Origin of the sequence: Bradyrhizobium sp. B039 (assembly GCF_038965675.1) — a bacterium.
Classification (GTDB): Bacteria; Pseudomonadota; Alphaproteobacteria; order Rhizobiales; family Xanthobacteraceae; genus Bradyrhizobium; species Bradyrhizobium diazoefficiens.
The window spans coordinates 6,867,464-6,879,446 of sequence record NZ_CP152416.1 but is presented as its reverse complement, the minus strand read 5'-3'; the positions used below and the strand labels follow the sequence as shown (position 1 = coordinate 6,879,446).

The following is an 11,983-nucleotide window of genomic DNA, read 5'->3' as shown; positions in this document are numbered from 1 at the left end:
GCGCGTGAGGCACGTCGATAAGGCCAAGGCCGATAACAAGGCCGCGTGCGAAAGGCGCCATAGGACCGTCTGAATGTTTTACTGGCTGATCGAGCTCTCCAACACATTTCCGGGCTTCGGTGCCTTTCGCACCTTCCTGAACGTCTTCCGCTACATCACCTTCCGCACCGGCGGCGCGGTGGTCACCGGCGCGCTGTTCGTGTTCCTGTTCGGGCCCTGGATCATCGATCATTTGCGCATCCGCCAGGGCAAGGGCCAGCCGATCCGGACCGATGGCCCGCAATCGCATCTCGCCAAGAAGGGCACGCCCACCATGGGCGGGCTGATGATCCTGTCCGGCCTCACGGTCGGCACGGTGCTGTGGGCCAACCCGCTCAATCCCTATGTCTGGATCGTGCTCGCGGTGACGCTTGGTTTCGGCTTCGTCGGCTTCTATGACGACTACCTCAAGGTGACCAAGCAGACCACGACCGGATTCGGCAGCAAGCTTCGCCTGCTGATCGAGGCGGCGATCGCGCTGGTGGCCTGCTACGCGCTGGTGCGCTTGAACCGCGATCCCGCGTCCACCGCGCTGACGATTCCGTTCCTGAAGGACACCGTGCTGCATTTCGGCTGGTTCTTCGTCGTGTTCGGCGCCTTCGTCATCGTCGGCGCCGGCAATGCGGTGAATCTCACCGACGGTCTCGACGGCCTCGCCATCGTGCCCGTGATGATCGCGACCGCGAGCTTTGCGATGATCGCCTATCTCGCCGGCAACGCGGTGTTCGCCGACTACCTCCAGATCAAATACGTCGCCGGCACCGGCGAGCTCGCGGTGCTCTGCGGCGCGCTGCTGGGCGCCGGCCTCGGCTTCCTCTGGTTCAACGCGCCGCCGGCTTCGATCTTCATGGGCGACACCGGCTCGCTGGCGCTCGGCGGCATGCTGGGCGCGATCGCGGTCGCGGTGAAGCACGAGATCGTGCTCGCGGTGATCGGCGGCCTGTTCGTGCTGGAGGCGGTCTCCGTCATCGTGCAGGTGGTGTCGTTCAAGCTCACCGGAAAACGCATCTTCCGCATGGCGCCGATCCACCACCATTTCGAGCAGCTCGGCTGGACCGAGCCGCAGATCGTGATCCGCTTCTGGATCATCTCGGTGATGCTGGCGCTGGCCGGCCTGTCGACGCTGAAGCTGCGGTGACTTCTATGGTGGTTGATTTTCGCTGTCATTTCGGACGACGCGAAGCGGCGATCCGGAATCTCGAGATTCCGGGTTCTCGCTTCGCGAGCCCCGGAATGACAGGAACCCAATCATGATCCCGGTCACATCCTTCGCCGGCAAGACAGTCGCGGTATTCGGCCTCGGCGGCTCGGGGCTCGCCTCCTGTCACGCGTTGAAAGCGGGCGGCGCCGAGGTGATCGCCGCCGACGACAATGCCGAGAACGTCGCCAAGGCCGCGCAGGCCGGCTTCATCACCGCGGACTTGCGCAACGTCTCCTGGACGAATTTCGCAGCGCTGGTGCTCGCGCCCGGCGTGCCGCTGACCCATCCCGTGCCGCACTGGAGCGTGCTGAAGGCACGCGAGGCCGGTATCGAAGTCATCGGCGACATCGAGCTGTTCTGCCGCGAGCGGCGGCGGCACGCGCCGGATGCACCGTTCGTCGCCATCACCGGCACCAACGGCAAGTCGACCACGACGGCGCTGATCGCGCACCTGACCAAGGTCGCCGGCTACGATACCCAGATGGGCGGCAATATCGGCACCGCGATCCTGTCGCTGGAGCCGCCGCGCACGGGCCGCGTCCACGTCATCGAGATGTCGTCCTACCAGATCGACCTCACGCCCTCGCTCGATCCCTCCGTCGGCATCCTGCTCAATGTCAGCGAAGACCACATCGACCGCCACGGCACCATCGCGCACTACGCCGCTGTGAAGGAGCGCCTTGTTGCGGGCGTGCAGGCAGGCGGCACCTCGATCGTCGGCGTCGACGACGGTTATTGCCGCGACATCGCCGACCGGCTCGACCGCGCCGGCAAGAACGTGGTGCGCATTTCCGTCAAGAACCCGCTGGCGAGCGGAATCCATGTCGAGCACGGTACCATCGTGCGCACCGCGGGCGGCGCCCGCAGCGAAGTCGCCAAGCTCGGCGGCATCGGTTCGCTGCGCGGCCTGCACAACGCGCAGAACGCGGCCTGCGCCGCCGCCGCGGCGCTCGCGATGGGCATCAGCTTTGAGGTGCTCCAGGACGGCCTGCGCAGCTTTCCGGGCCTCGCGCATCGCATGGAGCAGGTCGGCCGCCGCGGCAACGTGCTGTTCGTCAACGACTCCAAGGGCACCAATGCGGATGCCACCGCGCATGCGCTGTCGTCCTTTTCGGAAATCTTCTGGATCGCCGGCGGCAAGCCGAAGGCGGGCGGTATCACCAGCCTGACCGGCTACTTCCCGCGCATCCGCAAGGCCTATCTGATCGGCGAAGCCGCGCAGGAGTTTTCCGGCACGCTGGGGACACAGGTCGCGCACGAGATCAGCCAGACGCTTGACGTCGCCGTCGAACACGCCGCGCGCGATGCGGAAGCCTCGGGTCTCACCGACGCGGTCGTGCTGCTGTCGCCGGCCTGCGCGTCCTTCGACCAGTACCGCAACTTCGAGATCCGCGGCACCAAGTTCCGCGAACTGGTGCAGGCGCTGCCGGGTGTGAAGCCGGTGGTGTGAGGGCTCTCGTGTCCGGACGCGCGTAGCGCGAGCCGGGACCCAGAATGCCGCAACCATGGGCCCCGGCTCTGCAGCGCACCACGCCGCGCAGAGGCGGCGCGCTGCGCTGCGTCCGGGGCACGAGACTCTCCACAACTTGATCGCTCCCCTTAACCCCCCGGTAACCAACCTCGGCGACCAATGGACCGACCTCTGTCCGAAAGCGGCCGCCCATGCTCTCCCGTGAAGAACGCACCCCCTTTTCCGAGTGGTGGTGGACCGTCGACAAGCCGCTGATGGGCGCCATCCTGGCGCTGATGCTGACCGGCGTGATCCTGTCGCTGGCGGCGAGCCCGCCGGTTGCGACCCGCATCGGGCTCGACCCGTTCCACTTCTTCAGCCGGCACGTGATGTTCCTGGCGCCGTCCTGCCTGGTGCTGCTCGGCGTCTCCTTCCTGTCGCCGCGCGCGATCCGGCGAAGCGCGCTGCTCATCTTCGCGGTCAGCATCATCCTGATCGCGGTGACGCTCGCGATCGGCCCCGAAGTGAAGGGCTCGCGGCGCTGGATCACGCTGCTCGGCGTCAACATCCAGGCCTCCGAAATCGCAAAGCCATCGTTCGTCGTCATTGCTGCCTGGCTGTTCGCGGAATCGACCAGGCGGCCTGAGATGCCGGCGACCTCGATGGCGCTGGTGCTGCTCCTGATGCTGGTCTCGCTGCTGGTGATGGAGCCCGACTTCGGCCAGACCATGCTGATCCTGATGGTGTGGGGTTCGCTGTTCTTCATCGCGGGCATGCGCATGATCTGGGTGTTCGGGCTCGCCGGCCTCGGCGCCGCCGGGCTGTTCAGCGCCTATTTGTTCGTCCCGCACGTCGCCGGCCGCATCAAGCGCTTCATGAATCCGGCCTCGGGCGATACCTTCCAGGTCGATACCGCCATGGAGGCCTTCTACAACGGCGGCTGGTTCGGGCTCGGACCGGGCGAGGGCATCGCCAAGCGCAGCCTGCCGGACAGTCATACCGACTTCGTGTTCGCGGTTGCCGCCGAAGAGTTCGGCATCATCCTGTGCCTTGCCATGCTGGCGCTGTTCGCCTTCGTCGTCATCCGCACGCTGTCGCGGGCCTACGCCAATGAGGACATGTTCTCGCGCTTTGCGGCCTCCGGCCTTGCGATCCTGTTCGGCGTTCAGGCGGCGATCAACATGTCGGTCAACCTCCAGCTCATCCCGGCGAAGGGCATGACGCTGCCCTTCATCTCCTATGGTGGCTCCTCGATCGTGTCGCTCGCCTATGGCGTCGGCATGATGCTGGCGCTGACGCGGCTGCGCCCGCGCACCGAGGTCGAGGCAAGCGGCCACGCCGAGGCGATGCGCAGCTACGCGTGACCGCTCTCGTGTCCCGGACCAGCGTAGCGAAGCGGAGCGCAGAGCCGGGACCCAGAATACCGCGAGCGTAGGCCCCGGTTCAGCAGCGCACCACGCCGCGAAAAGCGGCGCGCTGCGCTGCGCCCGGGGCACGAACACCTTCGTTGCCCGGCTCGCAATGACGGCGGAGGCCCTGTAAAAGGGCGTTTATGGACACCTCTCCCTTGATTCTTCTCGCCGCGGGCGGCACCGGCGGCCATCTGTTTCCGGCCGAGGCGCTCGGCGTAGAGCTGATCCGGCGCGGCTTTCGCGTCCGCCTCGTCACGGATGAGCGGGCGCTGCGCTATAGCGGGCTGTTCAGCAAGGATATGATCGACGTCGTCTCGAGCGAGACCGCGCGCGGCCGCAATCCGTTCCAAGTCGCCTATGCCGGCCTCACGCTCGCCGCCGGCACGCTATCGGCCTACAGCCTGATCAAGCGATTGAAGCCCGTCGCCGTCGTCGGCTTCGGTGGCTATCCGACGCTGCCGCCGCTGGTCGCGGCAAAGTTCGCCGGCGTGCCCGGCATCATCCATGACGCCAATGCGGTGCTCGGCCGCGCCAACCGGTTTCTGTCGAGCCGCGTCCGCGCCATCGCGACGTCCTTGCCGGGCGTGCTCGACCGCGACCCCGCGCTATCGGGCAAGACCACGACCGTCGGCACGCCGATGCGGCCGGCGGTCCTTGCCGCTGCCGCCGTGCCCTATGCCGCGCCCGAGGCGAACGGTCCGCTGCGCCTGCTCGTCGTCGGTGGCAGCCAGGGCGCGCGCATCATGGCCGACATCGTGCCGGGCGCGATCGAGCGGCTCGAGCCAGCGCTGTGGGGCCGGCTCATCCTCACCCAGCAGGTGCGCGACGAGGACATGAATCGGGTGCGCGCCGTCTACGACAAGCTCAAGATCAACGCCGAGCTCGCGCCGTTCTTCACCGATCTGCCGGCGCGGCTCGCTTCCAACCATCTGGTGGTGTCGCGCTCCGGCGCCGGCACGGTCGCCGAGCTCGCCGCCATCGGCCGGCCCTCGATCCTGGTGCCGCTGCCGGGCTCGATCGACCAGGACCAGTTCGCCAATGCCGGCGTGCTGGCCAAGGTCGATGGCGCGATCCGCATCCCGCAGACCGAGTTCACCTCGGATCGGTTGGCTTCCGAAATCTCCGCCCTGGCCGCCGAGCCGGCGCGCCTTACCGCCATGGCCGCGGCCGCGAAGGGGGCGGGGCGGCTCGATGCCGCCGAGCGGCTGGCCGATCTGGTGGTCAAGGTCGCGGGCCTTTAGCACTCGTCATTCCGGACGGGCCGTAAAGCGGACCGATCCGGAATCTCGAGATTCCAGGTTCGCGCGCGTTGCGAGCGCCCCGGAATGACGAAAAAGGGCCGACTTTTGAATGTTACTCGTCATGGCCGGGCTTGTCCGACCAAGTCGGATTTATCCGACTTGGTTCTTTTAAAAATGACGGCACTCGGTATACCGAGTGCCTATGCATCCACGTCTTGCAAGAAAGACGCTGGGATTCGTGGATGCCCGGGACAAGCCCGGGCATGACGACCGAACGACGGGATAGAGCATGAGACTGCCGCGCGAGATCGGACCCATCCACTTCGTCGGGATCGGCGGGATCGGCATGAGCGGGATCGCCGAGGTGCTGGTCAATCTCGGCTATGCCGTGCAGGGCTCGGACGCCTCCGACAACTACAATCTCGATCGTCTGCGCAAGAAGGGCGCCAAGGTTTCGGTCGGCCACAAGGCCGAGAATGTCGACGGCGCCGAGGTCGTCGTGGTGTCCACCGCGATCAAGCGCGACAATCCGGAATTGATGGCGGCGCGCGAACGGCGCATTCCCGTGGTGCGCCGCGCCGAGATGCTGGCCGAGCTGATGCGGCTGAAGAGCTGTGTCGCGATCGCCGGAACGCACGGCAAGACCACGACGACCACGATGGTCGCGACGCTGCTCGATTCCGGCGGCCTCGATCCCACCGTCATCAACGGCGGCATCATCAACGCCTACGGCTCCAACGCGCGCCTCGGCGCCGGCGACTGGATGGTGGTGGAAGCGGACGAGAGTGACGGCACGTTCCTGAAGCTGCCGACCGATGTCGCGATCGTCACCAATGTCGACCCCGAGCATCTCGATCACTTCAAGACCTTCGAGGCGGTGCAGGACGCCTTTCGTCATTTCGTCGAGAACCTGCCGTTCTACGGCTTTGCGGTGATGTGCATCGACCATCCCGTGGTGCAGAGTCTCGTCGGCAAGATCGAGGATCGCCGCATCATCACCTATGGCGAGAATCCGCAGGCCGATGTGCGGCTGGTCGATCTCACCCCGATGGGCGGCGGATCGAAGTTCAAGGTCGCGTTCCGCGATCGCAAGACCGGCGCCGTGCACGAAATTCCCGATCTGATGCTGCCGATGCCGGGTCGGCACAACGCCTCCAACGCCACGGCCGCGATCGCGGTCGCGCGCGAGCTCGGCGTGTCGGACGAAGCGATCCGCAGCGCGATCGCCGGCTTCGGCGGCGTCAAGCGGCGCTTCACCAAGACCGGCGAATGGAACGGCGTCATCGTGATCGACGATTACGGCCACCACCCCGTCGAGATCGCGGCGGTGCTGAAGGCGGCGCGGGAATCCACCAACGGCAAGATCGTCGTCGTGGTGCAGCCGCATCGCTACACGCGCCTGCAATCGCTGTTCGAGGAATTCTGCACCTGCTTCAACGATGCGGACGCGGTCATCGTCGCCGACGTCTATGCCGCGGGCGAGGCGCCGATCGACGGCATCGACCGCGATCATTTCGTCGCGGGCCTGCGCGCCCACGGGCATCGCGAGGTGGTCCCGCTGCCGGCGGCGCCGGAGCTCGCGGGCATCGTCAAGGGGCTCGCGAAGTCGGGCGATCTCGTCGTGTGCCTTGGCGCCGGCAACATCACGCAATGGGCGTATGCACTGCCCGGCGAATTGAAGGCGCTGGGGTAGGGCGGCGATGCTGCACTCGTTGCTTGCCACACGGAATGGTGCGCTCCCTCCCCCACAAGGGAGGAGGGAACGGAAGCAGTCTGCGTCGCTCACTTTTGGGGAGCGTTCGCGCATGAGCTTCCCCGACATCACACCCTCACTCAACGCGACGATGCCTGATCTGCGCGGCCGGCTGCTGGCCAACCAGTCGCTCGCCGAGCTGACCTGGTTTCGCGTCGGCGGTCCCGCGCAGGTGCTGTTCACGCCGGCGGACGAGGACGATCTCGCTTATTTCCTCGCGCATCTCGCGTCCGACATTCCGGTCTACGTCGTCGGCGTCGGCTCCAACCTGATCGTGCGCGACGGCGGCATCGCGGGCGTGGTGATACGCCTCGCGCCGCGCGCCTTTGGCGAAGCGAGCGCGAGCGGTGACATCGTCACCGCAGGCGCTGCCGCGCTCGACAAGCGCGTGGCGGAGGTGGCGGCATCCGCCAACATCGGCGGCCTCGAATTCTATTTCGGCATTCCCGGCACGATCGGCGGCGCGCTGCGCATGAACGCGGGCGCCAATGGCGGCGAGACCAAGGACGTGCTGATCGAGGCGCGCGGCGTCGGGCGCGACGGCACGAAGCACGTCTTCTCCAATGCCGACATGAAGTTCGTCTATCGCAACAGCGGCGTCGATCCCTCCATCATCTTCACGTCTGCGCGCTTTCGCGGAGAGGTCAAGGATGCGGATGCGATCCGCGCGCGCATGGCGGAGGTGCAGAGCCATCGCGAGACCGCGCAGCCGATCCGCGAAAAGACCGGCGGCTCGACCTTCAAGAATCCGCCCGGCCATTCCGCCTGGAAGCTGGTCGACGCCGCCGGCTGCCGGGGCTTGCGCGTCGGCGGCGCGCAGGTCTCCGAGATGCACTGCAATTTCTTGATCAACACGGGCGATGCCACCGCGCACGACATCGAGACGCTGGGCGAGACCGTGCGCGCGCGCGTGAAGGCGAATTCCGGAATTGAGCTACATTGGGAAATCAAGCGGATCGGGGTTTCATGATCACCGTCATTCCGTGGCTCGCGAAGCGAGAGCCCGGAATCCATCGGGCGGCAGAGACGGTGGAGAGATGGATTCTCAGATGCGCAATTGCGCATCGTAGTTCGCGACTTCGTCGCGCCCCGGAATGACGAACAAGAGAGATTGCGGACTATGAACATGCGCATCACCATCCTCTTCGGCGGCTCCAACCGGGAGCGTCTGGTTTCGGTTGCCTCGGCCCAGGCGCTGCATCAGGCGCTGCCCGAGGCCGATCTGTGGTGGTGGGACGTCGAGGACAGGGTGCATGTCGTCCAGTCGAAGCAGTTGCTCGAACATGCCCGTCCGTTCGAGGACGAGTTCAAGCCCGGCACATCAGGCATTCCGCTGGTGCAGGCGCTCGACCAGGCCAAGGCGGAAGATCGCGTGCTGGTGCTCGGCCTGCATGGCGGATGTGCCGAGAACGGCGAATTGCAGGTGATGTGCGAGGCGCGCGGCGTGCCGTTCACCGGTTCGGGCTCGGCCTCCTCGCATCTCGCCTTCGACAAGATCGCGGCCAAGCATTTCGCCGCGCTCGGCGGCGTGACGCCGCCCGCAAACATCGCGCTGGACGATATCGACGAGGCCTTCGCCGAATACGGCCGGCTGATCGCAAAGCCGGCGCGGGACGGGTCGAGCTACGGCCTGATCTTCGTCAACGCCAGGCAGGACCTCGTCGCCGTCCGCAATGCCGCGAAGCACGAGGAGTATGTGATCGAGCCCTATATCGCCGGCGTCGAGGCGACCTGCGGCGTGCTGGAGCGCACCGACGGCTCGATCGTCTCGCTGCCGCCGATCGAGATCATTCCGGGCGAGGGCAGTTTCGACTACGCCGCAAAATATCTTCTGTCGACGACCCAGGAGATCTGCCCCGGCCGTTTCACGCCCGAGATCACCGCCGCGCTGAAGCAGCAGGCGATGCTGGCGCACCGGGCGATGTCCTGCACCGGCTATTCCCGCTCGGACTTCATCGTCTCGGACAGGGGCCTCGTCTACCTCGAAACCAACACGCTCCCCGGGCTGACCAAGTCCTCGCTCTACCCCAAGGCGCTGAAGGCCGAGGGCATCGCGTTCGTCGACTTCCTGCGCGGCCTGGTCGAGCTCGCCGGGCGGGGCGCGCGGAAATAATTAGGACTGGTTAACGGCCAAACGGGCGAAACGGCCCGGTTTGGGCCCCAAATCCGGTAAAATGCCGGACATCGCGGCATAAATGCCTCACAGGGCTGGGCAAAAAGCGTCCCGCGTTAACGAACTTTACCTTTTGTTTACCAGGACATCCGAAGGTTAACGCTGGCGGCGCACATGGCGCTTTGGCTGCCGGCGCGTGAGCTGTTGCGGGTGATGTCACCTCCAGCGAACGCTTTGATGGGAGAGGCTTCGTCTGCTGATCCGACCCGGCAAGTCCGAGACGTCATGTTCGCCAGGACCCGCGCGATGTCGCGGGCAAACTGTTGACGAGCTCGTGCAATGGATGGTGCAGGAAGCCTCACCCGGTCGTTTTTCAGATCGCTGAGGCCCCAAGCTGATCTGAAGGCGGCCGCTATCGGAGCGGTCGTGCTTCTGCGCGAGTGGGTGCAGGACAAGCGCCAGGAAAGACTTCACGCCGCACGCGCTGCCGCCAAGGACAAGATCAAAGCGAAGGCCGTGGTCGAGCGCGAGCCGCCGCCGCGCGTGGTCGCGCTGGTCGAGCGCTATCTGCCGCGCCGGGTCGGGATCAGCATGACCGTGCTGCTGCTGATCGGCAGCTGCGGCTTCGGCATCGTCAAGGGAGGCCATCTCCAGGACTTCGTCACGGCGGTCAGCGACGCCCGCAACGCGATGGCCAATTCCGCCGGCTTCCGCATCACCTCCGTCGTGATCAACGGCCGCAAGCAGCTCACCCAGGACGAGATCCTCGCGATCGGCGGCGTCAGCGGCCGTTCCTCGCTGCTGTTCCTCGACGCCGACGCCGTGCGCGACAAGCTCAAGGCCAATCCCTGGATCGCGGATGCGACCGTGCTCAAGCTCTATCCGGGCCAGCTCATGATCGAGCTGACCGAGCGCAAGGCGTTCGCGCTGTGGCAGGAGGCCGGCCGCCTCTCCGTCATCGCCGATGACGGCGCCGTGCTCGAGCCCTATGTCTCGCGCCGGTTCCTGTCGCTGCCGCTCGTGGTCGGCAAGGGCGCCGACACGCAGGCCCGCGATTTTCTCGCGCTGCTGGCGCGCTATCCGCAGGTCAACTCGATCACCAAGGCCGCGATCTTCGTCGGCGAGCGGCGCTGGAACCTGAGGCTCAAGGACGGCCTCGACATCCGCCTGCCCGAGCAGGACGTCGGCAACGCGCTTGCGATGCTGTCCAGGCTCGACAAGGAAGACAAGCTGTTCTCCCGCGACATCGTCGCCGTCGACATGCGCCTGCCCGATCGCCTGGTGGTGCAGCTGTCCGAGGACGCCGCCAAGGCGCGCGAAGAGCAGTTCAAGGACAAGAAGAAAAAGAAGGCCGGGGACGCTGCATGACCGGTCTCGATCGCACCCAGACGCCGAAGACGCGCCAGATGCCGCACAAGCGCGGCGGGCTCGTCGCCTGTCTCGACATCGGCACCAGCAAGATCGCCTGCATGATCGCGCGGCTGAAGCCGTCGGCGCCGAGCGAGGCGTTGCGCGGCCGCACCCACGCGGTGGAGCTGATCGGTTACAGCCAGATCCAGTCGCGCGGCATGAAGGCCGGCGCGGTGGTCGATCTCGGCGAATGCGAGCAGGCGGTGCGCCAGGCCGTCGGGCTTGCGGAGAAGATGGCCAAGGTGCGGGTCGAGTCCGTGCTGCTCTCGGTCTCCGGCGGCCGGCTCTCCGGCCAGCTGGTCGAAGCCGCCGCCGACATCCGCGGCGGCGCCGTGACGCCGGCCGACGTCAGCCGCGTCACTTCCACCGGCATGCGCCACGCCACCGGCGAGGGCCGCACCGTGCTGCACGCGCTGCCGGTCGGCTACACGCTCGACGGCGTCAAGGGCATCCGCGATCCCCGCGGCATGGTCGCGCATCAGTTCGGTGTCGACATGAACGTCGTCACCTGTGACGCCACCGTGGCGCGGAACCTGATGCTCGCGGTGGAGCGCTGCCACATCAATGTCGAAGCCATGGCGGCGAGCCCCTATGTCGCCGGCCTGTCGGTGCTGACCGACGACGAGGCCGATCTCGGCGCGGCCGTCGTCGAGATGGGCGCGGGCACCACCACGATGGCGGTCTATGCCGGCGGCCGCTTCGTGCACGCGGCCGGTTTTGCGGTCGGCGGGCAACACATCACGATGGATCTCGCGCGCGGACTGTCCGCGACCATTGCCGATGCCGAGCGAATCAAGACGTTATACGGGACCGTCATCACCGGCGGATCGGACTCGCGTGAGCTGATGTCTGTGCCGACAGCCGGTGACGAGCAGGATCTGCCACAGATCGTCTCCCGCGCTACCATCGCCAACATCGTCAAGCACCGTGCCGAGGAAATCTTCGAAATGGTCCGGGACCGGTTGAAGGATTCGCCCTTCGCATCAGAGCCCAACGGCCGCGTCGTGCTCTCGGGCGGCGCCTCGCAACTGACCGGTCTCGTCGAACTCGGAACACAGATTCTCGGCCGGCCCGTGCGGGTCGGACGTCCGCTCGGCTTCGGCCGGCTGCCCAACGAGGCGAAGAACGCCGCGTTCGCGGTGCCCGCCGGACTCCTCGTCTACCCGCAATATGTTCACCAGGAGCATGTCGAACCGCGGCATACGCGGCAGCAGGTCAGGACAGGGACCGGCGGTTATTTCGGAAAGGTTGGACGATGGCTACGCGAGGGCTTCTGATGACTCCTTTCCGCAATTTCTCATTTTCACCAACTCCCGCGGCCGCCGGCCGGGGCGAACCCACGCGCGCGTGATCGAGAGGCAAAC

General features: G+C 66.4%; 9 protein-coding genes. All 9 read left to right on the top strand.

The window, feature by feature from the left end; translation table 11 throughout:
- Window positions 1–73 precede the first annotated feature (73 nt).
- The 9 genes from mraY (at window position 74) to ftsA (ending at window position 11,896) form a co-directional block, all read left to right on the top strand.
- Window positions 74–1,177 carry a phospho-N-acetylmuramoyl-pentapeptide-transferase gene (mraY, locus tag AAFG50_RS32650; RefSeq protein WP_011089345.1) on the top strand — a complete coding sequence of 368 codons (1,104 nt, stop codon included), beginning with the start codon at window positions 74–76 and terminating at the stop codon, window positions 1,175–1,177.
- A 112-nt stretch (window positions 1,178–1,289) separates the two neighbouring features.
- Complete coding sequence (gene murD, locus AAFG50_RS32645; protein ID WP_028176247.1) at window positions 1,290–2,690, top strand: UDP-N-acetylmuramoyl-L-alanine--D-glutamate ligase; 1,401 nt, start codon at window positions 1,290–1,292, stop codon at window positions 2,688–2,690.
- Window positions 2,691–2,902: 212 nt separating this feature from the next.
- The gene (gene ftsW / locus AAFG50_RS32640; RefSeq protein WP_028176246.1) at window positions 2,903–4,054 is read left to right on the top strand and encodes a putative lipid II flippase FtsW; all 1,152 of its coding nucleotides are present in this window, start codon (window positions 2,903–2,905) and stop codon (window positions 4,052–4,054) included.
- A 188-nt stretch (window positions 4,055–4,242) separates the two neighbouring features.
- Window positions 4,243–5,343, top strand: coding sequence for an undecaprenyldiphospho-muramoylpentapeptide beta-N-acetylglucosaminyltransferase (gene murG, locus AAFG50_RS32635; RefSeq protein ID WP_028176245.1), 1,101 nt, complete (start codon window positions 4,243–4,245; stop codon window positions 5,341–5,343).
- Between the two features lie 289 nt (window positions 5,344–5,632).
- Window positions 5,633–7,036, top strand: a complete 1,404-nt coding sequence (gene murC, locus AAFG50_RS32630) for a UDP-N-acetylmuramate--L-alanine ligase (protein ID WP_028176244.1) — start codon at window positions 5,633–5,635, stop codon at window positions 7,034–7,036.
- A 112-nt stretch (window positions 7,037–7,148) separates the two neighbouring features.
- Window positions 7,149–8,066 (top strand): UDP-N-acetylmuramate dehydrogenase, encoded by a 918-nt coding sequence (murB, locus tag AAFG50_RS32625; protein ID WP_028176243.1) that lies wholly within the window; start codon window positions 7,149–7,151, stop codon window positions 8,064–8,066.
- Window positions 8,067–8,222: 156 nt separating this feature from the next.
- Complete coding sequence (locus AAFG50_RS32620) at window positions 8,223–9,209, top strand: D-alanine--D-alanine ligase (RefSeq protein ID WP_028176242.1); 987 nt, start codon at window positions 8,223–8,225, stop codon at window positions 9,207–9,209.
- 339 nt (window positions 9,210–9,548) lie between these two features.
- Window positions 9,549–10,577: a cell division protein FtsQ/DivIB gene (locus AAFG50_RS32615; RefSeq protein ID WP_028176241.1), complete on the top strand. Its 1,029-nt coding sequence runs from the start codon at window positions 9,549–9,551 to the stop codon at window positions 10,575–10,577.
- On the top strand, window positions 10,574–11,896 hold the full coding sequence (ftsA, locus tag AAFG50_RS32610; protein ID WP_011089337.1) for a cell division protein FtsA: 1,323 nt from the start codon (window positions 10,574–10,576) through the stop codon (window positions 11,894–11,896). Before AAFG50_RS32615 ends, ftsA begins: the two co-directional genes overlap by 4 nt.
- Window positions 11,897–11,983: the final 87 nt, after the last annotated feature.

Excerpts from the sequence above, each read along its gene's own strand:
- mraY (WP_011089345.1), top strand. The coding sequence starts at position 74 with ATGTTTTACTGGCTGATCGAGCTCTCCAACACATTTCCGGGCTTCGGT.
- murD (WP_028176247.1), top strand. The coding sequence starts at position 1,290 with ATGATCCCGGTCACATCCTTCGCCGGCAAGACAGTCGCGGTATTCGGC.
- ftsW (WP_028176246.1), top strand. The coding sequence starts at position 2,903 with ATGCTCTCCCGTGAAGAACGCACCCCCTTTTCCGAGTGGTGGTGGACC.
- murG (WP_028176245.1), top strand. The coding sequence starts at position 4,243 with ATGGACACCTCTCCCTTGATTCTTCTCGCCGCGGGCGGCACCGGCGGC.
- murC (WP_028176244.1), top strand. The coding sequence starts at position 5,633 with ATGAGACTGCCGCGCGAGATCGGACCCATCCACTTCGTCGGGATCGGC.
- murB (WP_028176243.1), top strand. The coding sequence starts at position 7,149 with ATGAGCTTCCCCGACATCACACCCTCACTCAACGCGACGATGCCTGAT.
- AAFG50_RS32620 (WP_028176242.1), top strand. The coding sequence starts at position 8,223 with ATGCGCATCACCATCCTCTTCGGCGGCTCCAACCGGGAGCGTCTGGTT.
- AAFG50_RS32615 (WP_028176241.1), top strand. The coding sequence starts at position 9,549 with ATGGATGGTGCAGGAAGCCTCACCCGGTCGTTTTTCAGATCGCTGAGG.
- ftsA (WP_011089337.1), top strand. The coding sequence starts at position 10,574 with ATGACCGGTCTCGATCGCACCCAGACGCCGAAGACGCGCCAGATGCCG.